The organism is Kribbella koreensis, assembly GCF_039525325.1.
GTDB lineage: Bacteria > Actinomycetota > Actinomycetes > Propionibacteriales > Kribbellaceae > Kribbella > Kribbella koreensis.
In genome coordinates, this window is record NZ_BAAAHK010000017.1 from 592,586 (window position 1) to 613,569 (window position 20,984).

The window sequence follows — 20,984 nt, forward strand, 5'->3', positions numbered from 1 at the left end:
GGGAGGCGCTGATGGGCGAGGAAGTCGACCGGGTCGAGTTCACCCGGGCGGATCGGACCGCGTTCCGCAACCAGGTCCATCGCAACCTGGACGCGTTCGCGCGGATGCTGCGCGAGTCGAGGTTCGAGGCCGAGCGGCCGATGACCGGGATCGAGATCGAGCTGAACCTGGTCGACGAGAACTGCGACCCGGCGTTCAAGAACACCGAGGTGCTGAGCGCGATCGAGGACGACGCGTTCCAGACCGAGCTGGGCCAGTTCAACATCGAGATCAACGTGCCGCCGGGCAAGATCGACGGCTCCGGCCTGATCCGGATGGAGGAGTCCATCCGCGACAGCCTGAACGCGGCCGAGGAGAAGGCGCAGCGGACCGGCTCGTCGATGGTCGTGGTCGGGATCCTGCCGACCCTGCTGACCGAGCACATCCACCGCGAGGCGCTCAGCACCAACCCGCGGTACGCGCTGCTGAACGACCAGATCTTCCAGGCCCGCGGCGAGGACGTGCAGATCGCCATCGACGGGATCGAGCGGCTGCAGGTCACCGCCGACAGCATCGTGCCCGAGGCGGCCTGTACGTCGACGCAGTTCCATCTGCAGGTCACGCCCGAGGCGTTCCCGCGGTACTGGAACGCGGCCCAGGCGATCTCCGGCGTGCAACTCGCGATCGGTGCCAACTCACCGTTCCTGTTCGGCAAGGAGCTGAACCGGGAGACCCGGATCGCGTTGTTCGAGCAGGCCGCCGACACCCGCACGCACGAGCTGAAGACCCAGGGCGTCCGGCCGCGGGTCTGGTTCGGCGAACGCTGGATCACCTCGATCTTCGACCTGTTCGAGGAGAACTCGCGCTACTACCCGGCCTTGCTGCCGGTCACCTCCGACGAGGATCCGATCGCCGTGCTGGATCGCGGCGACACGCCAGCTCTTTCGGAGCTTCGGCTGCACAACGGGACGATCTACCGCTGGAACCGCCCGGTGTACGACGTCGTCCGGGAGAAGCCGCACCTGCGGGTGGAGAACCGGGTGCTGCCGGCCGGCCCGACGGTCGTGGACACGATGGCCAACGGGGCCTTCTACTTCGGCCTGGTCCGGGCCCTGGCCGACGACGAGCGGCCGATCTGGTCGCAGATGTCGTTCAGCGCCGCGGAGGAGAACTTCCACGAGGCGGCCCGGCAGGGCATCGACGCCGAGGTGTTCTGGCCAGGAGTCGGTACGGCGCGGGCGACCGAGCTGGTCCTGCGGCGGCTGTTGCCGTTGGCATCGCGCGGGCTGGACTCGTGGGGTGTCGACTCCGCCGTCCGGGACCGGCTGCTGGGCATCATCGAGCAGCGGTGCCTGACCAATCGCAACGGAGCCTCCTGGCAGGCGGACGAGTTCCACCGTCTGTATACAAAGGGCTCTCATGGTCGCAAGGACGCTTTGCGGGGCATGTTGCGGCGGTACCGCGACCACATGCACGAGAACCTGCCGGTTCACGAATGGCCGATCGACTGAGCGGGTTAACCGCGTAAGTCAGCGCAAGACAACGAAGGACACAGGCGGAACCGGGGTCAGCCCGGCGGAACCAAGGACGCCCTTGCCCAAGGCAACGGCGTACCGGCTGCTGCCCGGCGGAGAAAAAGGGGGCTGGCGCGCCGGGTCGCAACCCTGCAAAGGTGTGCGCCACGAAGGTTAGACCGGGACAGGGCGGGTATGGAGACGTGAACCGTTGGGGGACGGTGTCCGGCAGCTGAGCATCGATCCGGCCACGGCCGTATTGCGGGCGCAACTGCGAATGCGTCACGGTCGCGACACAGATCGTGCATTTCCACAGATGCCGGAGCGGGTTCAGGGCAGTATCGTTCGGAACGGGTCGACCGTTTCAGGTGATGGACACCCGGAGGTGAGGCAAGTCGATGACGACCATCGTCGTGGGTTATGTGCCGAAGGCCGAAGGGCGCGCGGCGCTCCGGCGGGCGGCAGAGGAGGCGAAGCTGCGCGACGCCAAGCTGGTGGTGGTGAACTCGCACCGGGGTGGACGCAGCTTCGACAGCGACGAGGCCGCGGCGAGTGACGCCGCGTTGACGGAGGTACGAGAGCAACTCGACCCGACCGGCGTGCCCTACGAGGTGCGGCAGCTGGTGCGTGGACTGGATCCGGCGGAGGACCTGGTGGCCGTCGCCGAGCAGGTGCACGCGGAGTTCATCGTGATCGGCCTGCGGCGCCGGTCACCGGTCGGCAAGCTCATCCTCGGCAGCAATGCCCAGCGCGTGCTGCTCGATGCTCCGTGTCCGGTGCTGGCCGTCAAGGCCGAGGAAGGGGAGGACTGAGGTGACTTCGACACGCAGCAAGAAGCTGTGCCTCGCACAGCAGCCCGACGCCGACGAGATGCTGAGCAGAGACGCGTTCGCGCTGCTGGTCGGCATGTTGCTCGACCAGCAGATCCCGATGGAGCGGGCCTTCGCCGGTCCGGTTGCGATCGCGCAACGAATGGACGGCCCGTTCGATCCGTCCACGGTGGCCGCCTACGACCCGGACGGTTTCGTCGAGGTGGTGGCGGGTCCGCCGGCCGTGCACCGGTTCCCGACCGCGATGGCGGCCCGGATCCAGACGCTGGCCAAGCATCTGGACGAGGAGTACGGCGGTAACGCCTCGGCGGTCTGGGCCGATGTGAAGAGTGGCGACGACCTGCTGGCCAGGCTGTCGGCTCTTCCGGGCTTCGGCGCGCAGAAGGCGAAGATCTTCGTCGCTTTGCTCGGCAAGCAGCTGAAGGTCCGGCCGCGCGGCTGGCGCGAAGCGTCCGAACCGTACGGTGAGGACGGCGCGTACAAGTCGGTCGCGGACGTGATCGACGTGGCCTCGCTGGTCAAGGTGCGGCAGTTCAAGCAGGAGCAGCAGGTGGAGAAGCGGGTCGTCGCGAGGCCGCTGCGGCAGACCAGGAACAGTTGAACACTGGACTTTGTGTACTACCGGTACCAGTACGGAGAGTGGACTGGTACCGGTTGGGCGCGCCGTTGAGGGGGTCGTGGGAGGTCCGGACTTGGTGGCCGGATTACAATGAAGTGTTGCTGCCGCCCGATGAGCGCGGGGCCACCGACTCGCAGTGCCCGCACCACCGTTTTTGCTGTATCAGAACCCTGCAGACTGAATCGTCAGACGAGAGGTAATTCGTGTCGTCCAGCTCGTCCGAGAATCTCCCCGACGAGTCCACTCGGGCGGTGGCCGCCACCGCCCGCAGTACGACTCAACGGACCACGGCCAGTGTGAAGAAGACTGCCGCTCCCGCCAAGAAGGCTGCTGTGTCCCCCAAGGAGGACGGTATTCCCGCGAAGAAGGCCGCCGCGAAGAAGGCGCCGGCGAAGAAGGCCGTGTCCGAGGCGGGTCTCGCGATCGACCCGAAGACCGGTAAGCCGCGCGCGCTGGACGAGGTCGACGAGTCCGACTTCTCCGCCGACGCCGTCAAGCCGCTGGAGAAGGAGCTCACCGAGGACCAGGGCTTCATCGTCTCCGAGGCCGACGAGACCGACGAGCCCGAGCAGCAGGTGATGGTCGCCGGCGCCACGGCCGACCCGGTCAAGGACTACCTGAAGCAGATCGGCAAGGTCCCGCTGCTGAACGCCGAGCAGGAGGTCGAGCTCGCCAAGCGGATCGAGGCCGGCCTGTTCGCCGAGGAGCAGATCGGCGACGCCGAGACCAAGCTCAAGGAGAAGGTCAAGGACGAGTACGAGTGGATCTCGGAGGACGGCCGGCGCGCCAAGAACCACCTCCTCGAGGCCAACCTGCGACTCGTCGTCTCGCTGGCCAAGCGCTACACCGGCCGCGGCATGCTGTTCCTGGACCTGATCCAGGAGGGCAACCTCGGTCTGATCCGCGCGGTCGAGAAGTTCGACTACACCAAGGGCTACAAGTTCTCCACCTACGCGACCTGGTGGATCCGGCAGGCGATCACCCGCGCGATGGCCGACCAGGCCCGGACGATCCGTATTCCGGTGCACATGGTCGAGGTCATCAACAAGCTGGCCCGCGTCCAGCGCCAGATGCTGCAGGACCTGGGCCGCGAGCCCACTCCGGAAGAGCTCGCCAAGGAGCTCGACATGACCCCGGAGAAGGTCATCGAGGTGCAGAAGTACGGTCGTGAGCCGATCTCGCTGCACACCCCGCTGGGTGAGGACGGCGACTCGGAGTTCGGCGACCTGATCGAGGACTCCGAGGCGATCGTGCCGGCCGAGGCGGTCTCGTTCACCCTGCTCCAGGAGCAGTTGCACGCCGTCCTGGACACGCTGTCCGAGCGTGAGGCCGGCGTCGTCTCGATGCGCTTCGGCCTGACCGACGGCCAGCCGAAGACGCTGGACGAGATCGGCAAGGTCTACGGCGTCACCCGCGAGCGGATCCGGCAGATCGAGTCGAAGACGATGTCGAAGCTGCGGCACCCGTCGCGCTCCCAGGTGCTCCGCGACTACCTGGACTGATCACCTGGCATGATGGACAAATGATCGAGAGGGCACTGGCCGGCATCTGGATGCTGGTCATGCCCGTCCTCGGTCAGGACTCCGGCTTACTGGCCGTCGCCGTGTTCACGGCGGCGGCCGTTTTGCTTGCTGTCGTCCAGCTCTCCGGTACTGCGTCGCAACGCCCGCTCTCGTCGCCGTTGCCCGCGCGTGCCAGCGCCACCCGCGCCAACTCGCGCCGTACCGCGTATCTCCTGCTCCGCGACCCTGACGCCGCCGGGAGGGCGCGCCCACGAGCACCGGGAAGGTAGCCGAGTTCTTCTCGCTACCCATCCCTTTCTCACTCGTGGAGTCCTGCTGTGCCTTCCTTCCTGGAGGCACCGGTCGCCGGTGCCTATCACTTGCTCACGTCCCTCGTCGACGCCATCCAGCCCCTCGTGGGCGGCTACGCGGCCGTGCTCGCGATCGTCGTCTGCACGCTCGCCGTCCGGTCGTTGCTCATCCCACTCAGCCTCCGCGCGCATCGAGGTCTGCGCGCCCGCGCTGTCCTGATGCCTGAACTGAAGAAGCTGACCGACAAACACCGCAACAATCCCGAACGCCTCCAACGCGAAATCGCAAAACTCCAGGCGGATTCCGGTACCACCGTCTTCGCCGGCTTCCTCCCGACGCTGGCGCAGTTGCCGTTCTTCTGGCTGATGTACACGCTGTTCTCCCGCGCTGTCGTCGGCGGCGAGTCCAACCAACTCATCAGCGGCAACCTCTTCGGCGCCCAGCTCGGCCTGCACTGGCCGGTCGTCACCGGTACGCCGGCCTTCCTCGTGCTGGCCGTCTTGCTGGCGATCGTCGCCTGGTTCTCCGCCCGCCTGGCACTGCGCCAGCTCGACGAGACAGCAACGCCACTGTCTCGTCGGCTGGCGCAGCTCCTGCCGTACGGCACGATCCTCACTGTCGCGTTCGTACCGCTCGCGGCCGGCATCTACCTGCTGACGACAACCACCTGGACCGTCCTCGAACGCACGATCCTGCAACGTTAGTGTCCTGAGTCAGCCGGTCGGTCCGGTCCAGGTGGTCGGGACCTTGCCGATCCGGACCCGCTGGGGATGATCGCCGACCACGATCGACGCGATCTTCTGGCCGGTGGCGAAGCTGATCGAGGTGACTCGGTCCGAGCCGCTCTCGGAGACGACACAGGCGGTTCCGTCACCGGTCACCGTCGCCCAGTACGGCTTGGACACCGTGACCAATGGGCCCTCCTGCAGCGTCGAGCGGTCGACGACGGTGGCGTAGTCGTCCATCGTCCCTGCCACGCAGAGCTTCTGGCCGTCCGGGCTCATCGACAGTCCGTGGTGGCGGGAGTCGTTCACCCACTTGGTCCGGTCCTCGGTGGTGGCGGGGTTCTTCGGCAGCGTCTTGATCCGGGTGATCTTGTCGGTGGCCACGTCGTACTCGATCAGCCCGTTGAAGAAGGAGACCTGGAAGTAGAGCTTCGACTCGTCCGGGGTGAACGCGACCGGCCGGACGGAGTCGGACAGGTCCTTGCGGCCGAACGCGTCCAGCCGGGGCCGCATGTCGATCTCCTTCACCTTCTGGAAGGTGGTGGTGTCGACGATGGTGATCTTGCGGTCGCCCTTGGTCCAGTCCAGCCAGGGCTCGTCGAGGGCGGTGTTGACCTCACCGATGGCGCTGGTCCACAGGTACCGGCCGCCGTTGGTGAAGGTGTTCTCGTGCGGCTTGTCGCCGGTCTGGTACGAGCCGAGCTGCTGTCCGGTGCGGATGTCGAGCACGTGCACGGTGTTCGAGGTCGACGCGGAGACGGCGACGCGTTCGCCGTCGGGGGAGACGGCCATGTGGTCGGCGCGATAGCCGGACACGGGGAACCGCCAGCCGACCTGGCCGGTGGTGAGGTTGACCGACACCACGTCGGCGAAGCTGGGGCGCGACACCACCACCCAGTTGCCGTCCGGAGTCGTGTACAGGTCGTCGACGTACTGGTCGTGGCCCTCGCCGACCGAGGCGCGAATGCCGAGGAAGTAGCCGAGCCGGATCGGGTCCGCGTAGATCTCGGCCAAGCGTTGATCCTTGTCCGGGATGAGATTGATCCGGCCGAGCTTGGTCAGGTCGGCGGTCGGCGCGACCACATCGGCGGTGCCTTCCCAGTTGTTGCCGACGAACAAGACGGGCTTGGTTGCTACGGCCGTGGAGGCGGCGGCGGACGGAAGCATGGTGGTGGCGAGGGCGGCGACGGTGAGCCACAGGGCGGTACGGCGAGGCTTCGGCATGGCACCAGGTAACCAACGAGTAGCGTTGGGTTGCTAGGCCGCAGCCGCCAACGAGGACGGGCGTGATTGTGGCTCGTCGACAAACAGGGCCGATCGACAGTGAGGGGTCGCGATGGCCATCGATCAGCAGGGGCGCGCCCTGTTCACGGAGATCGTCCGCGCGATGGCGAGCGACGCGGAGGTGATCGAGGCGGTTGTCGAGGCGGCCAGAAGTGATTCGCCGGCGGTGGCTGGGCTGCCGATCGCCGAGAACCGCCGGCACATCGCGCTGATGGTCACCGCGGGGCTGACCGCGTTCGCCGACCGGGCGAGCCTACGGTCGGAGGATTTCGCCGCTGCTGTCCAACTGGGTGCCGACCGCGCGGCCCAGGGAATCGGCCTGACCGAGCTGCTCCGCGGCGTGCACGCGGGACGGAGCCGGGCCATCGCACTCACCATGGAGCGGAGCCGGGCGTCAGGAGTCCCGGCCGGCCTGCTGGTCGACGTGATGCTCGACTTCGAGCGGTACGCCGGTGAGCTCGAACGCCACGTGGTCAGCGGCTACCACGCCGCCGAGCTCCGCCTGTCCCGCACACCACGCGACACCCGCATCCGCCTCTTGCGCCGGCTCTTCCTCGAAGACCTGCCGCTGGAGGAACTCGGCCGTGCCGGGTTGTCACTCGATCGGACCTACTGCTGCCTGGTGACCGACGTCGCCGATCCAGGCCACGCGCAGGCAGTCGAGCGACGCCTCGCCTGCCCGGACGGACTCCTCGGACTCGTCGAGGGAAAGCTGGCCGGACTCGTGACGCGCAGCCCGTCGACCGACCAGGTCACCACCCGGGAACTGGTCGTTGTCGCGCCCCCGGCACCGTTGAGAGAGATCCCGAAGGTCTACTCGACTGCTCGGTCGGCTCTTGCCGCAGCAGGCGATCGCCGGGGTCTGCACAACCTGACGGACCTGGCAGTGGAGACCGCGCTGGCGACCCAACCCGTCCTGGCCACCATCCTCGCGCAGGAACTGATGGGCGTACTCGACCCTGCCGACCGCTACCACCGCCAGCTGGTCAGCACCGCCCTCACCTACCTCGATACGGGCAGACGCCTCGACCAGACCGCCGCCGCCCTCCATCTGCATCCGAACACGGTCCGCTACCGCCTCAGCCGCCTGACCGCTCTTACCGGGTGGTCCCCGGACGGATCACACCCTGGCCCGCTGCAGGTAGCTCGCGACTGGTGGGCACTCAGGACCTGGCTCACCACCTCCTAGCCCTTCGTCACATCTGGCCGGCCTACATCGTCAGTGGGGTGTGAATGGGTCTCTAGATGTGAGGAAGGACGTCATGAGTTCAGCGCTGGAAGCACTCCGTCAGGACTTTGGTGGGGACATCGTCGAGCCGGGCGGGGCCGAGTACGAGGCGGTCAGTGGGTCGGTGCTGGTGCCGGGGAGCCCGGCGTACGTGCTTCGGCCGGTGAGTGTTCAGGATGTGCAGGCCGGGGTCCGGTTCGCTGTCGACACCGGGCTGAAGTTGTCGGTGCGTGGTGGCGGGCATGCGTTCGCGGGATTCGGCACCAACGACGGTGGCGTGGTGATCGAGTTGAGCCGGCTCGCGAGCGTCGAGGTCGTCGACAAGGAACGGCACCTGGTACGAATCGGCGGTGGCGCCGTCTGGGGTCAGGTCGCGGCCGCGCTCGCCCCGCACGACCTGGCCATCTCGTCGGGCGACACGAAGAGTGTGGGCGTCGGCGGGCTGACCTTGAGTGGCGGCATCGGCTGGAAGGTTCGGAAGTACGGACTGGCCTTGGACAGCCTGGTCGCCGTGGAGCTGGTGACTGCCGACGGCGAGGTTGTGCGGGCGAGTGATGAGGAGAATCAGGAACTGTTCTGGGCGGTCCGTGGTGGCGGCGGCAACTTCGGGATCGTCACCTCCTTCGAGTTCACGGCGCATCCGACCACGGACGTGTTCTTCGGCAAGATCTCCTTCCCTGCAACGGAGTTGACGACCGTGCTGCAGGGCTGGGCGGACTACCTGCGGACGGCGCCCGAGGAGCTGACCAGCATCGTGGACTTCGCCAATCCGTTCCTCGGCGGGCCGAACGCGCCGGTCGAGATCAGCGTCGCGTACGACGGTGACGATCCGGAGCTGGCAGCACAGGCGATCGACCCGATCCGCCGGCTCGGCACGGTGCTCAGCGACGAAGTGACGTTGAAGCCGTACCTGGACGTCCTGGTGGATGGCATGACTCCGCCGCCGGGCATCCAGGTCGTGACTCGCAGCGGCTTCGTGAACACAGAGTCGGTGCCCGAGGTGCTGTCGATCCTCGCCGAGGCCGCAGCGATGGGACGGTCGCCGATCATGTCCGTTCGCAGTGTCGGCGGCGCGGTGGCACGGGTTGCCGACGACGCCACCGCCTTCGCGCATCGGGAAGCGGAGCTGATGTTCGCGACCACCGTGATCGGCCCGAAGCCGGCCATCGAGGCGGCCAGTGCAGGGCTGGTCGCGATCTGGGTGAGGCTCGCACCGCACGTCAGCGGCGCCTACGCCAACTTCCTCAGCTCGGCGACCGACGAGGCCGTCGGGACGGTCTATCCCGCCACCACCCGTGAGCGGCTCGCGGCGGTCAAGGCGCAGTACGACGCCGGCAACCTGTTCGCCGGCAACCACAACATCCAGCCTGGGTGAGTTGGCCTGTACGTTGCTGGGGTGGATGAGGAGTTCATCGAGTTGCTGCTCGGCCTGGCCAAGGACGAGCTGGGGGCGGACCTCGACAACTGGCAGCCCGGCCAGCTGACGACCGTCCTGTACGACCTGCTTCCGTACTCCGGCAGCGTCCGGCCCGGCTGGATCGACGAACTGCGGGCCGCGTTCCCGCAGTTCGTCACCATCCTCCGCCAGACCGGGCGGCTCCAGCTGGCGGATCTGCTCGAGGGCGAGGCCGAGGCCGCACTCAACGATCCGGGCCTCGGCCGGACCGATCCGGTGGACTGGTGCCGGTACCGCCGCCGGCAGAACGCATCGGGCGGGCCGGTCGAGGGCCGGGCCGAACTGCCGGTGGAGCGCCGGGCCGAACTGCCAGTGGAGCCGCTGCCTGGTTCGCCGACGCCGGTTGCTTTGATGCCCAGCCGCCTGGCGGCCGCCGCTGCGGGATCGGAGCTGCTCGGCGATCTGCATGAGTTCGCGCTTGAGGTCTACCGGACCAAGAAGGAGCAGCCCGAGCACAGGTTGTGGCGGATCGCGGTGCTGGCCGGGTGGATCTGCCCGAGCCCGGTCAGCCCGCAATACGGGCCGTCGATGCACGCGTGGTCTCCCGACGACCCGGAGCTCACTCCGGCGCGGCCGCTGGTCGCTTGGCTGGAGACGTATCGGGTGGTGCTCACTGAGTCGCCCTCGTTGATCGATGTGCTGTTGACCGCCTTTCGCGATGGCACGGCGGCTGCTGCGGAGGGGACTGAGCAGCTCGAGCGGCTGGGGGCGGTCACGGTCGTCGAAGGGCGACTGGGGCTGACGGCGATCGGCGTACGGGGGTTGTTCACGCGGGGGAGGTGGGCGGATCCGGAGTACTGGCTGCTCGACCCGGGGCAGTGGTGGGCGAATCTGCGGTCGGAGGATCTGATCGCGTTCATGACCGCGGCGTCGAAGCTGTGCCTGGTCGAGCAGGCGTGGAGTGTGCAGCGCTGGTTCGAGCAGGCTGATCCGCTGGAGTTCGCGTATCAGTTGGTGCGGCTGGGCAGTCAGGTGCATGGCGCGGTGCTCAACACGGTCTTCGGCTATCTGCTGCGGATCGGGCTCGAAGCGGCGCCTGCCGTCGAAGAGTGGCTGGTGACCGAGGAGTTGTCGGGGCTGGGCTGGGTCTGGTTCGACGCGATCGGCGCGCCGATGGCCGGGATCCCCACCGAGCACGCGCAGTACCTGGCGACGACCGAGATGGTGCGATCGCTCGACGACCTGCGAGCACTGCTCGACTGGTACGCCGAGTATCCGCCGGAGCCGCCGTTGCCCGGGACGACGATCGACGAGCTGATGTTCGCCGTCCCGCTGCGGATCGGGACGGCGCGGGTCAACACCTTGGTGCAGCGGGTGCTCAATGCCGAACTGGCCGAGGAGCCCGGCGATCGCGACGAGCTGTTCGGGATCATCGCGGCCGCCCGCGAGCAGTTGCTGGAATAGCAATCTTCTTTGTCAGACCGGAGCCGACCGCAGATGCTGGAGTCATGACCGTGGACGACAGAACCGCCGAAGAGTACTGGAACGACCGCTACCGCGAGAGCACCCGCATCTGGAGCGGCAACCCCAATGTGGAGCTGGTGAAAGAGGTCTCCGGGCTGACGCCGGGGACCGCTCTCGACCTCGGCTCCGGCGAAGGCGGCGACGCCATCTGGCTGGCCAAGCAGGGCTGGCGGGTGACCGCTGTCGATGTGTCGGCGGTGGCGCTGGAGCGGGCGGAGCGGCACGCGGTGGAAGCGGGCGTGGCGGAGCAGATCGACTGGCAACAGCACGAGCTGGGCAAGTCGTTCCCGGAGGGCACCTTCGATCTGGTGTCGGCGCAGTTCCTGCACTCGACCGTCGAGCTGCCCCGCGAGGAGATCTTGCGGACGGCGGCCGGGGCGGTGGCGCCTGGTGGGATCCTGCTGATCGAAGGGCACCTCGACTGGCCGGACTCGCTCCGGCACACCGACCACCCGGACGTGCACTTCCCGACCCCGGACGAGGTGATCTCCGATCTGTCGCTGGACGACGGCCGCTGGGAGATCCTGGTCAGCCGTGCCCACGACCGCGAGCAGATCGTCGACGGCGAGACACTGACCCGTCGTGACTCCACGGTGAAGGCGCGCCGTCTGCCGGGCTGAGGCACCGCCGGGGAGTGGGTGTTCATCCCGCGGCCAGTCCAAGTTCACCGACGACGCGCCTGGTCCGGCGAATGTTGGGGCCATGAGCGCCCCTGATCTGGTCCAGGAATTCGGGTTCCGAGTATTGGACGAGGAAGACGACGACCCGGTGCTGCTGCGCGGCGACGGTACGCCGGTCGACACCTGGCGGGAGGGCTATCCGTACGGCGAACGCCTGGCCCGCGAGGTCTACGACCGGGACAAGCGGCTGCTGCAGATCGAGCTGCTCAAACTCCAGTACTGGGTGAAGCGCTCCAAGCAGAAGCTCGTGATCATCTTCGAAGGCCGGGACGCGGCCGGCAAGGGCGGCACGATCAAACGGTTCATGGAGCACCTGAACCCGCGCGGCGCCCGGATCGTCGCCCTGGAGAAGCCGACCGACCGCGAGCAGACGCAGTGGTACTTCCAGCGGTACGTCGAGCACCTGCCGGCGGCCGGCGAGATGGTGCTGTTCGACCGCTCCTGGTACAACCGGGCGTGCGTCGAGCGGGTGATGGGGTTCTGCAGCGATGCGCAGTACGAGGAGTTCATGCGGCAGGCGCCGGAGTTCGAGCGGATGCTCGTGCGGTCGGACACGCACCTGGTGAAGCTGTGGTTCTCGGTGTCGCAGGCCGAGCAGCAGACCCGCTTCATGATCCGGCAGATCGACCCGGTCCGGCAGTGGAAGCTGTCGCCGACGGACCTGGCGTCGCTCGACAAATGGAAGGACTACACCGAGGCGAAGGAGGCGATGTTCCACTACACCGACACGCCGCACGCGCCGTGGACCGTGGTCAAGAGCAACGACAAGAAGCGCGCCCGGCTAGAGGCGATGCGCCACGTGCTGAGCCTCTATGAGTACGACAACAAGGACCACGAGCTGGTCGCCCAAGCTGACCCCAAGATCCTCGGCCCAGCTGCCCAGATCTTCGAACACGGCGAGTCAACCAACCGCCAGTTCCCGCGGCTGTAGTCACCGGCTCCCTGTCGCCAGACGATGACCGGGGAACGCCGGCCTCTCCGCCGCTAGGCGATGGTGGGGAGCGTCGGCCTCCCTGTCGTCAGGTGATGATGGGGAGGTGGACGGTGAAGGTGGCGCCGTGGGGGAGAGTGTCCGTGACGGTGACCTTGCCGCCGTGCGCTGCCACCAGGGCGGCGACGATGGAGAGGCCGAGACCTGAGCCGCCGGTGGAGCGGGTCCGGGCGGAGTCGGCGCGGTAGAAGCGTTCGAAGACCTTCACCTTCTGCTCTTCACTGAGACCGGGACCGGTGTCGGCGACCTCGACGATCGCCTCGCCGGCGCGGGTGCCGACCGAGATGGTGATGGGTGCGTCGACCGGCGTGTGATGCAGCGCGTTGCTGACGAGATTGCCGAGTACTTGCCGGAGGCGAGCCTCGTCGCCGCTGACGACCGGCGCGCCGGAGTCCGGCAGGATCTGCAGCCTCATCTCGCGACCCGGCTGAACAGCCTGTACGTCGTGCACCGAGTCACCCGCCAACGTCAGCAGATCCACCGGCTGGTGCTGTAACGGCCGCTGCTGGTCAAGCCGCGCGAGCAGCAACAGGTCGTCGACCAGCAACCCCATCCGCTTCGCCTCGTCCTCGATCCGCTTCATCGTCGCCGGATCAGCCGCCGCGCCCTTCTGCCGGGTCAGCTCCGCAAATCCCCGGATCGACGTCAACGGCGTCCGCAGCTCATGGCTGGCGTCGGCGATGAACCGCCGCATCCGCTCCTCCGACTGCCTCGCGTTCTCCTCCGAACGCCGAGCGGCATCCTCCGACCGCCGAGCCGCGAACTCCGAAGCAGTCCGCTGCGCGAACGCCCCCTCGATCTGCCCCAACATCTGATTCAGCGCCAACGACAACCGCCCCACCTCAGTCCGGGGATCCCGCTGAGGCACCCGCCTGCTGAGATCCCCACCCGCAATAGCCACCGCCGTATGCTCCACATCCTCAAGCCCCCGAAGACTCCGCCGTACTACGTACGTCCCGACCCCGGCCAGCAAGATCAGCAAGATCACCCCCGCGGCAATCTGCACCCCGACCAGCTTCTGCAGGGTCTGATTCATGTCGCCGAGACTCTGGGCGACCATCAGGTAGCCGCCATCTTGAGTCGGCGTGGCGACGACCCGGAAGGTTTCGTCGCCGGAGGTCGCCGCGGCATTGAACGCCTTGGTGCCGATGCCCTCGACCTGGGTCAGCGTCAGCGTCGGAAACTGCGGTAGCGCGGCGGTCTGGTTGAGCGGTTCACGGATCGGATCGTCGATCCGGGCACCGGTCGAGTCGAAGCGCTGCACCAGGAAGACGCTGGGAAGTCTCGGGCCGCGCGGGCCGGGCTGTTGTGCCTCGTTCTGCCACGGTCGCGGAGGTTTGCTGAGTATCTTCGCGGCGTCCTGCAACTGCCCGTCGACCCGGTCGATCAGGTAGCCCCGCATGATCGTCGTCGCAACCAGACCGGAGGCGAGCAGCGCGGCCGTCACCAACGCGGCCAGCACCAGCACGATCGTGACGCGCAGCGGGTACCGGTCGGTGATGCGGCGGTGGGGGTGCATTAGTTGGGGCCTCGGGGGGTGCGGAGGACGTAGCCGACGCCGCGGACTGTGTGGAGGAGTTTCTGGTCGCCGGTGTCGACCTTGCGGCGGAGGTAGGACATGTAGGACTCGACCACTCCGGCGTCGCCGGCGAAGTCGTAGTTCCAGACGGCCGACAGGATCTGGCCCTTGGACATGACGCGCTCGGCGTTCTCGAGGAGGCAGCGGAGGAGTTTGAACTCGGTCAAGGACAGTTGGACGGCCTCGCCTGCTTTGAAGACTTCGTAGGAGTCTTCGTTGAGCTCTAGGTCGGCGTACCGGAGTACGGCGGGCTCTGTCGTCGTCTGCTCGCGATGGCCCGAGCGGCGCAAGAGGGCGCGGACTCGGGCGACCAGCTCGTCGAGGCTGAACGGTTTGGTGACGTAGTCGTCGCCGCCGGTGTGCAGGCCGAGGACCTTGTCCTCGACCGCGTCGCGCGCGGTGAGGAACAGCACCGGTACGTGCCGGTCCTCACCGCGCAGCCGGCGGACCACCTCGAAGCCGTCCAGGCCGGGCATCATCACGTCCAGCACGACGAGGTCGGGTTCGACCTCGCGGGCCTTGCGCAACGCCTCGGCGCCGTGCGTCGCCGTGGTCACGTCGTACCCGGCGAAGCGCAGACTCGCGGACAGCAGCTCGACGATGTTCGGTTCGTCGTCGACGACCAGCAGGTGCGGGCTCATGGTCCCAGTCTTAACCCGGCACCCTGCCTAACCCTGGGAGATTCCTGGCAATCGACTGTGAGTGTCAGCGTGGATCAGCGCGGCCCGCGCTGACCGAAGCCGAACTTCTTGTGCGACGCGTCGCGCTGGGTGCCGTCGGACACGCTGGTCGCCGTCGACTTGCCGTCGGCCACGATCGCCGAGATGTTGACCGTGTTGCCGGTCTTGATGCTGGTGATCCCGTCGCGGGTCGCGTTGACGAGCGTGTCGGCGGTGACCACGTACTCCTTGCTGTAGCCGTCAGCGCTCTTCACCGTGATCGAGTCCTTGCTGACCGCCGACACGGTGCCGGTCTGGGTCGCGACGGTCTGGTAGCCGCCGCCGTCCTTCTCCACGGTGAACTCGCCGTGGAGCGCCTTCCCGAACCCGAACTCACCGTGCCGCCCGAATCCGCCAGGGCCACCAGGTCCCTCGGGCTTCGGTGGCTTGGCCGGGTTCGCCGGGTCGGCGGGCGCCGACGGCGAGGTGGACGGGCTGGGGGTGGGATCGGCGTTAGTGGCCGCCCAGGCGACTCCACCGGCTCCGGTGGTGACCACGATCGCCGCCACGGTCCCGACCAGCCGCCAGCGGTGGTCGGTGAGCTTCTGCTTCGACGCCATGTGTGTACTGCCTCCCGAGACTGCGTACCAGGCTGATCACCTGGCACTGGTCATCCCACGATCCGCGCCGGACCTGAGACGAGCCTTGGCCGTACCTGGCAAAACCCTGGCAACCCGGGACCTGGGCTCAGACCAGGAAGAGCACGGCGACGAGCCAGACGGCGGCCGCGAGCGAAGTACCGACGAATTCGATCAGGATCGAGAGACCGGTCGCTCGCAGAGCGTGTTTGGTCGACGTCCACGCCTGGTCGTGGGTGCCGAGGCGCTGCCGCTCGGACAGGTACACACCGACCGGGAAGCCGACGAACATGCCGACCACCGGGATCACGAAGAACCCGACGATCCCGAGCACCACGCCGACCAGCATCGATCGTCGCGGTACGCCGGACTCGCGCAGCCGCCGCTCCGGGACGATGTACTTGACCACCTGGCTGGCCCCGATCAGCACCACCGCGGCGGCCAGCACGATCCAGCCGGTCGCGCTCTGCACCTCCAGCGCCCAGACCAGGATCGCGGCGAGACTGAGGATGGCGCCGGGCAGCACCGGGATCACGATGCCGAGAATGCCGGCGAAGATCACCACGCCGACCAGGAACGTCGCAACGCTGTTCACGGCCCCCACTCTGCCGTAGTCGGGCGGTCTTAGGGTGGACCTATGCCTGACCTTCACGATCTCGTCACCACGCTCGCCGCTCCCTGGGTGGTGTTGTCACCACGATCGGGGCAGCTGACCGGTGCCGGAGCCGAAGGCGTGTACGCCCGCGATCGCCGGATCCTGTCGCGGCTGGAGGTGACTGTCGACGGCCGCCCGCCGAAGCCGGTGCACGTGGACGAGCCGGCCACCGGCACCACCCGGTACGGCGCTGTGCTCGACGGCCTGGGCGACGCCGGCCACGACCCGACGGTGACGCTGCGACGTACTCGGCAGGTGGACGGCGCCGGTCTCACCGAGGAGATCACGCTCGTGAACCGCTCTCACGAGACCGTCGACTGCGAACTGGTCGTTGCCCTAGGCACCGACCTGGCCGGTACGGCGGCCGTCCGCTCCGGAGCCGCCGCCGACCTCCCGCGCCTCGAGCCGCTGGCTGACGGTGACGGTCTGCGGTGGGAGGACGGCTCAGGGACGCGGGTGAACGTCACCTTCGACCCGGCTCCAGGCCTCAACCAGAGCTGGAGGTTGAAGGTCGAGCCCGGCCAGTCGGCAACCGTGACGCTCAGGTTGACCGCGAGCTTCCCGGCCACTGAAGGCTTCACCATCGAACCGCCCGCGAGCAGGCCGGCGTACGACGAGGTCGAACTCGACTGCGACGACCAGCGGATCACCCGCTGGATCCGCCGCTCACTGGACGACGTCGCCGGGCTGCAACTGTCAGCCGATGGGGGAGAGCGCTATCTCGGCGCCGGCCCACCGTGGTACCTGACCCTCTTCGGCCGCGACTCGCTTATCTCCGCCGGCATGCTGATCCCGGTCGACCCGCAACTCGCAGCCGGCACCTTGCGAGCGCTCGCCGCACACCAAGGCACCCGGGTCGACCCTGCAGCGGCCGAGCAGCCTGGCAAGATCCCGCACGAGCTGCGGTCCGAAGTCGCCGATCACGGCGGCGGCCTGGTCCTGCCCGCGGCGTACTACGGGACACACGACGCCACCCAACTCTGGATCACCACGCTGCACAAAGCCTGGCGCTGGGGGATGCCCGCGGACGAAGTGCAGGCGTTGCTCCCCAACCTGCAGAGAGCGCTCGCCTGGATCCGCGACTACGCGGACCCCGACGGCGACGGCTTCCTCGAGTACATCGACGAGACCGGCCACGGCCTGGCCAACCAGGGCTGGAAGGACTCCAGCGACTCGGTCCAATGGCCCGACGGCACCATCGCGACCGCGCCGATCGCGCTCTGCGAAGTACAGGGCTATGCCTATGCCGCCGCGATCGCCGGCGCCGACCTGCTGGACGCCTTCGACCTCGAAGGCGGAGCTGACTGGCGGGACTGGGCCGCGACCCTCAAAGAGCGCTTCCGTGCATCCTTCTGGGTGGACGGCTACCCCGCGATCGCCCTGGACTCCGAGAAGCGCCCAGCCGCCGGCCCCGCCTCCAACATGGGCCATCTGCTCGGCACTGGTCTCCTCGATCCGGCCGAGGAGACCGCAGTGGCCGAGCACCTCGCAGACTTCGACCTCAACAGTGGCTTCGGGCTGAGGACGTTGTCCAAGGCAATGACCCACTTCAACCCACTCGGCTACCACACCGGCAGCGTCTGGCCCCACGACACCGCCATGGCCGTCCAGGGCCTGTACGCCGCAGGCCACGCCGCGACCGCAACGTCGTACGTGCAGGGCCTGCTCACCGCCGCCGAAGCCTTCGACTACAGATTGCCGGAGCTGTACGGCGGCGAAGGCACCGGCCAAGAGCTGACCCCGACGCCCTACCCGCTCTCCTGCCGTCCGCAAGCCTGGGCCGCCGCCTCAGCGATCGCCGTCGTCGTCGCAGCGCTGGGCATCGAACCCAACGTCCCCGCGTGCACCCTCGACCTGACGCCCGCCACCGTCCTGCCATGGAGGCGCATCAAGCTCAAGGGAGTACGCGTCGGCGACCACACCCTGTCGATCGAGCTCAACGACGGCGTACTGACGGTCGCCTAGCGCAGGACGCCCAGTGCGGCGATCGCGGCGATCGTCAGATAGATGCCGGCCACAACGTACTTGCGCAGGCCGGCGAACCGTCCGCCGGTCCGCATCCGGCGACCGATGGCGTCGGCTCCGAGGGCGTAACAGAGATCGAGGGCCAGGCCGATGACCAGGACGGCGAGGCCGAGCAGCAGCATCTCGTCGCGCACTTGCCCGGTACCGGCGCCACGGCTGGTGAACTGGGGGAGGAAGGCAAGGAAGAACAGCGCGGCCTTCGGATTCAGCAGATTGACGAGCACGCCGTCGCGGAAGACCCGGCCGAGCGTGGTGACCTTGATCCCGCCCACACCCTGCGACTCGGAGGCTCGAAGGGTCCGCACTCCCAGGAACGCCAGATAGCCGGCGCCCGCGAGCGAGATCATCGTGAAGACCAGCGGCGATGCCTGCACCACGGCGGCCAGGCCGAGCGCGGCGAGCAGGATGTAGACGATCGAGCCGGTCTCGATCGCGAAGGCGGAGACCACCCCCGCACGCCGGCCCTGGGTGAGACTGCGCAGCGAGATGTAGATGTTGTTCGGTCCCGGCATCCCGACCAGTACCACCGTCGCTCCGACGAACCCGAGCGCCTGCCCGATCCCCATCCACTGACCTCCGCTCTCGAATTGGACTGCCTGCGACTAGCCTGACCAGATCGACAGCAGTCCACCCGAGCCAATGAGGAGAGAAGTGGACCGTTCTGGCGACCCGGCCGCTCTCGCGTCGTTGATCGGGCATCAGCTGACCGAGCACTCGGGCGGGCTCTACCGTCGCCTCGCCGACGCGATCGGTGCGCTGATCGGATCCGCGGAGCTGCCGGTCGGTGCACGGCTACCGGCTGAACGGCCGCTGGCCGAGGCGTTGGCGATCAGCCGGTCGACGGTCGTCGCGGCGTACGACGAACTGCGCGCCCGCGGACTCGTCGAGAGCCGCCGAGGCAGTGGTACGACGGTCGCGCCGGCCGCGTCCAAGGGCCGATCGCGCGCCGACAAACGGATGCCCACCGGGTACGGCGAATCGCTCTTCCACCGGATCGCCCACGGCCCGAGCGAAGTGATCGCGATGACGTACGCCGTAGACCCCGGCATCCCCGAGCTGGCCGCCGAAGTGGAAGACCTCGCCCGCACCGAGCTCCCATTGCTCCTCCAAGGAGTCGGCTACCACCCCCGCGGCCTGCAGGTACTCCGTGAGCGCATCGCCGACCACTTCGCGGAGTCAGGTCTGCCGACCACCCCCGACGAGATCGTGGTGACGAGTGGAGCGCATCAGGCGATTGCCTTGGTCACCCAGATGTATCTGCGCACGGGTGCCGCCGTCGTGATCGAGCAACCGAGTTGGCCGGGCTGCTTCGACCTGTTCGGGGCTGCGGGCGGTCGCGTGGTCGGCGTACCGCTGGACGATGCCGGCGTGCGGCCTGATCTGCTGGCGGCCGCGTTCCGGGAACATCAGCCGGCGATGCTGTTCGTGATGCCGACCTTCCACAACCCGACCGGTCGATTGATGTCGTCGGCCCGGCGTCGCCAGGTCGCCGAGCTGGCGGCCAGGCATGGCGTGGTGGTTGTCGAGGACAACGCGTACTCGGCGTGGGACCCGGCCGGTCCCGACGTACCGGCGCCGCTCGCCGCGTATGCCCCGAAGGACGCCGAGGTCCTCACGATCGGGTCGGTGTCGAAGGCCGTCTGGGGCGGCCTGCGGATCGGCTGGATCCGGGCGCCGCGCCCATTGGCCGAACGACTGGCGCGACACAAAGCACTTGCCGATCTCGGTAGTCCGGTGATCGAGCAAGCACTCACCGCGCGATTGTTGCCGAGGCTCACCGAACTCACCGCGGCCCGCGCGACAATGGCCACGGTGAGAAAGCAGTTGATGGGTCAGTTGCTGACAAAGCGCCTACCGGAATGGGTTTGGGAAGAACCTGTCGGCGGGTCCGCATTGTGGATCCGGTTGCCGGATACCGATGCGCGAATCTTCACCCAGGTCGCATTGCGGCATGGCGTCGAGGTGGTGGCCGGCCGGGCGATGGATCCGACGGGGGAGCACGACGACCATCTGCGGGTGCCGTTCAGCTACTCCGCCGAGGTGATGTCGGAGGCGGTCGATCGGCTGGCGTCCGCCTGGCGTGAGCTGCGCCGGCACGGCCCGGCGGACGTAGTACCGGAGATCGTCTGAGAAATGACGGATGGCGGCCACCCTGTCCGGGTGACCGCCATCGAAGACTAGTCGTTGGGAGCGCCCTCGTTGGCGCCGCGAGGCCGGGTTACCGGTCGCCCTCCGCAGGGACCGACTCGGCGGGCTTGTCTTCGAGCTTGCCCGTCTCGTCGTGAATGGTGATCGCGATGTTGCGCAGCTTGTCCGCGTGCTCACGTCCGTGGTGGGCGCAGAAAAGTAGCTCCCCACCGGAGGTCAGGGTCACACGAACGTAGGCCTGCGCGCCGCAGCGGTCACAACGGTCCGCAGCCGACAGGGTCGAACTCGGGGCGAGTGCTGTAGTCACTTGAGGCCTCATCTCATCTAGTTCCGTACTCACCAGATAGCAACATCCTGACATGCGGTTCGCTTCCCGGTAGGGCCAGCGTGTCCGTATGTGAGACGAACCACCTGTTCCCTTATGACGCATATTGACGGGGAATCGTTTCGGATTCGGGTGATCTGCTGTTTCCAACGGGTGTCGGGCGTGTCTTCTTTCACTGTGCGCTACATCTTCGTCACTGCGTGCGCATGAGCGGAGTGTCGTAAAACACGTCGATCGAGTCCGGATCGATATCTGCTGTAACACCTTTCTCTGCCCACCGTATCTGGTGCTGGGTCAGTACCCAGGAGACTGGCCCGATACACCGGCCGCCACAAGGTGACCCTCCCGGATTTTGGGGGCGCGGCTGCGTA

The 20,984-nt window shown here is 67.7% G+C and carries 20 protein-coding genes; 13 read left to right on the plus strand and 7 right to left on the minus strand.

The annotated features are described in order from the left end of the window. The first annotated feature begins 11 nt into the window (after positions 1-11). From ABD116_RS32255 to ABD116_RS32280, 6 genes are all read left to right on the plus strand, one after another. Positions 12-1,490: a glutamate-cysteine ligase family protein gene (locus tag ABD116_RS32255; RefSeq protein WP_343979018.1), complete on the plus strand. Its 1,479-nt coding sequence runs from the start codon at positions 12-14 to the stop codon at positions 1,488-1,490. A 401-nt stretch (positions 1,491-1,891) separates the two neighbouring features. Further along, complete coding sequence (locus ABD116_RS32260) at positions 1,892-2,305, plus strand: universal stress protein (protein ID WP_343979021.1); 414 nt, start codon at positions 1,892-1,894, stop codon at positions 2,303-2,305. Position 2,306: 1 nt separating this feature from the next. Next, a complete protein-coding gene (locus ABD116_RS32265; protein ID WP_343979024.1) occupies positions 2,307-2,924 on the plus strand; it encodes an HhH-GPD-type base excision DNA repair protein in 618 nt (205 codons plus the stop codon). Positions 2,925-3,145: 221 nt separating this feature from the next. Then, entirely contained in the window at positions 3,146-4,444 is a 1,299-nt protein-coding gene (locus tag ABD116_RS32270) for an RNA polymerase sigma factor (protein WP_343979027.1), read from the plus strand. Positions 4,445-4,464: 20 nt separating this feature from the next. Continuing rightward, positions 4,465-4,734 carry a DUF6412 domain-containing protein gene (locus ABD116_RS32275; protein WP_343979030.1) on the plus strand — a complete coding sequence of 90 codons (270 nt, stop codon included), beginning with the start codon at positions 4,465-4,467 and terminating at the stop codon, positions 4,732-4,734. A gap of 48 nt (positions 4,735-4,782) precedes the next feature. Further along, positions 4,783-5,460 (plus strand): YidC/Oxa1 family membrane protein insertase, encoded by a 678-nt coding sequence (locus ABD116_RS32280; RefSeq protein WP_343979033.1) that lies wholly within the window; start codon positions 4,783-4,785, stop codon positions 5,458-5,460. A gap of 9 nt (positions 5,461-5,469) precedes the next feature. Here ABD116_RS32280 and ABD116_RS32285 read toward each other — a convergent pair whose 3' ends face one another. Beyond that, positions 5,470-6,705 (minus strand): YncE family protein, encoded by a 1,236-nt coding sequence (locus ABD116_RS32285; protein WP_343979036.1) that lies wholly within the window; start codon positions 6,703-6,705, stop codon positions 5,470-5,472. A 112-nt stretch (positions 6,706-6,817) separates the two neighbouring features. Here ABD116_RS32285 and ABD116_RS32290 point away from each other — a divergent pair, with 112 nt between their 5' ends. From ABD116_RS32290 to ppk2, 5 genes are all read left to right on the plus strand, one after another. Further along, positions 6,818-7,954: a PucR family transcriptional regulator gene (locus ABD116_RS32290; protein WP_343979039.1), complete on the plus strand. Its 1,137-nt coding sequence runs from the start codon at positions 6,818-6,820 to the stop codon at positions 7,952-7,954. Between the two features lie 73 nt (positions 7,955-8,027). Beyond that, on the plus strand, positions 8,028-9,368 hold the full coding sequence (locus ABD116_RS32295; protein WP_343979042.1) for an FAD-binding oxidoreductase: 1,341 nt from the start codon (positions 8,028-8,030) through the stop codon (positions 9,366-9,368). Between the two features lie 21 nt (positions 9,369-9,389). Continuing rightward, entirely contained in the window at positions 9,390-10,853 is a 1,464-nt protein-coding gene (locus ABD116_RS32300; protein WP_343979045.1) for a hypothetical protein, read from the plus strand. Between the two features lie 44 nt (positions 10,854-10,897). Next, on the plus strand, positions 10,898-11,533 hold the full coding sequence (locus ABD116_RS32305; RefSeq protein WP_343979048.1) for a class I SAM-dependent methyltransferase: 636 nt from the start codon (positions 10,898-10,900) through the stop codon (positions 11,531-11,533). A gap of 82 nt (positions 11,534-11,615) precedes the next feature. Continuing rightward, positions 11,616-12,524, plus strand: coding sequence for a polyphosphate kinase 2 (gene ppk2, locus ABD116_RS32310; protein WP_343979051.1), 909 nt, complete (start codon positions 11,616-11,618; stop codon positions 12,522-12,524). Between the two features lie 88 nt (positions 12,525-12,612). Here ppk2 and ABD116_RS32315 read toward each other — a convergent pair whose 3' ends face one another. The 4 genes from ABD116_RS32315 to ABD116_RS32330 all read right to left on the minus strand — a co-directional run bounded on the left by ABD116_RS32315 (position 12,613) and on the right by ABD116_RS32330 (position 16,055). Further along, entirely contained in the window at positions 12,613-14,103 is a 1,491-nt protein-coding gene (locus tag ABD116_RS32315) for a sensor histidine kinase (RefSeq protein ID WP_343979054.1), read from the minus strand. Then, complete coding sequence (locus ABD116_RS32320; protein WP_343979056.1) at positions 14,103-14,804, minus strand: response regulator transcription factor; 702 nt, start codon at positions 14,802-14,804, stop codon at positions 14,103-14,105. Before ABD116_RS32320 ends, ABD116_RS32315 begins: the two co-directional genes overlap by 1 nt. Before the next feature lie 74 nt (positions 14,805-14,878). Then, positions 14,879-15,442 (minus strand): hypothetical protein, encoded by a 564-nt coding sequence (locus ABD116_RS32325; protein WP_343979059.1) that lies wholly within the window; start codon positions 15,440-15,442, stop codon positions 14,879-14,881. 127 nt (positions 15,443-15,569) lie between these two features. Further along, positions 15,570-16,055 (minus strand): DUF456 domain-containing protein, encoded by a 486-nt coding sequence (locus ABD116_RS32330; RefSeq protein ID WP_343979062.1) that lies wholly within the window; start codon positions 16,053-16,055, stop codon positions 15,570-15,572. A 42-nt stretch (positions 16,056-16,097) separates the two neighbouring features. Here ABD116_RS32330 and ABD116_RS32335 point away from each other — a divergent pair, with 42 nt between their 5' ends. Then, a complete protein-coding gene (locus tag ABD116_RS32335) occupies positions 16,098-18,080 on the plus strand; it encodes an amylo-alpha-1,6-glucosidase (protein WP_343979065.1) in 1,983 nt (660 codons plus the stop codon). Here the strand turns inward: ABD116_RS32335 and ABD116_RS32340 are convergent. Continuing rightward, positions 18,077-18,706 carry a LysE family translocator gene (locus ABD116_RS32340; protein WP_343979068.1) on the minus strand — a complete coding sequence of 210 codons (630 nt, stop codon included), beginning with the start codon at positions 18,704-18,706 and terminating at the stop codon, positions 18,077-18,079. The two genes, ABD116_RS32335 and ABD116_RS32340, sit on opposite strands and share 4 nt — an antisense overlap. Before the next feature lie 85 nt (positions 18,707-18,791). On the opposite strand from ABD116_RS32340, the gene ABD116_RS32345 reads away from it, so the two are divergent. Then, on the plus strand, positions 18,792-20,270 hold the full coding sequence (locus ABD116_RS32345; protein WP_343979070.1) for an aminotransferase-like domain-containing protein: 1,479 nt from the start codon (positions 18,792-18,794) through the stop codon (positions 20,268-20,270). A gap of 88 nt (positions 20,271-20,358) precedes the next feature. Here ABD116_RS32345 and ABD116_RS32350 read toward each other — a convergent pair whose 3' ends face one another. Then, on the minus strand, positions 20,359-20,607 hold the full coding sequence (locus tag ABD116_RS32350; RefSeq protein WP_203590115.1) for a DUF7455 domain-containing protein: 249 nt from the start codon (positions 20,605-20,607) through the stop codon (positions 20,359-20,361). Positions 20,608-20,984: the final 377 nt, after the last annotated feature.

Coding starts and splice junctions, on each gene's coding strand:
- ABD116_RS32255 (WP_343979018.1), top strand. CDS start 12: ATGGGCGAGGAAGTCGACCGGGTCGAGTTCACCCGGGCGGATCGGACC.
- ABD116_RS32320 (WP_343979056.1), bottom strand. CDS start 14,804: ATGAGCCCGCACCTGCTGGTCGTCGACGACGAACCGAACATCGTCGAG.
- ABD116_RS32325 (WP_343979059.1), bottom strand. CDS start 15,442: ATGGCGTCGAAGCAGAAGCTCACCGACCACCGCTGGCGGCTGGTCGGG.
- ABD116_RS32305 (WP_343979048.1), top strand. CDS start 10,898: ATGACCGTGGACGACAGAACCGCCGAAGAGTACTGGAACGACCGCTAC.
- ABD116_RS32335 (WP_343979065.1), top strand. CDS start 16,098: ATGCCTGACCTTCACGATCTCGTCACCACGCTCGCCGCTCCCTGGGTG.
- ABD116_RS32290 (WP_343979039.1), top strand. CDS start 6,818: ATGGCCATCGATCAGCAGGGGCGCGCCCTGTTCACGGAGATCGTCCGC.
- ABD116_RS32315 (WP_343979054.1), bottom strand. CDS start 14,103: ATGCACCCCCACCGCCGCATCACCGACCGGTACCCGCTGCGCGTCACG.
- ppk2 (WP_343979051.1), top strand. CDS start 11,616: ATGAGCGCCCCTGATCTGGTCCAGGAATTCGGGTTCCGAGTATTGGAC.
- ABD116_RS32340 (WP_343979068.1), bottom strand. CDS start 18,706: ATGGGGATCGGGCAGGCGCTCGGGTTCGTCGGAGCGACGGTGGTACTG.
- ABD116_RS32350 (WP_203590115.1), bottom strand. CDS start 20,607: ATGAGGCCTCAAGTGACTACAGCACTCGCCCCGAGTTCGACCCTGTCG.
- ABD116_RS32260 (WP_343979021.1), top strand. CDS start 1,892: ATGACGACCATCGTCGTGGGTTATGTGCCGAAGGCCGAAGGGCGCGCG.
- ABD116_RS32275 (WP_343979030.1), top strand. CDS start 4,465: ATGATCGAGAGGGCACTGGCCGGCATCTGGATGCTGGTCATGCCCGTC.
- ABD116_RS32295 (WP_343979042.1), top strand. CDS start 8,028: ATGAGTTCAGCGCTGGAAGCACTCCGTCAGGACTTTGGTGGGGACATC.
- ABD116_RS32285 (WP_343979036.1), bottom strand. CDS start 6,705: ATGCCGAAGCCTCGCCGTACCGCCCTGTGGCTCACCGTCGCCGCCCTC.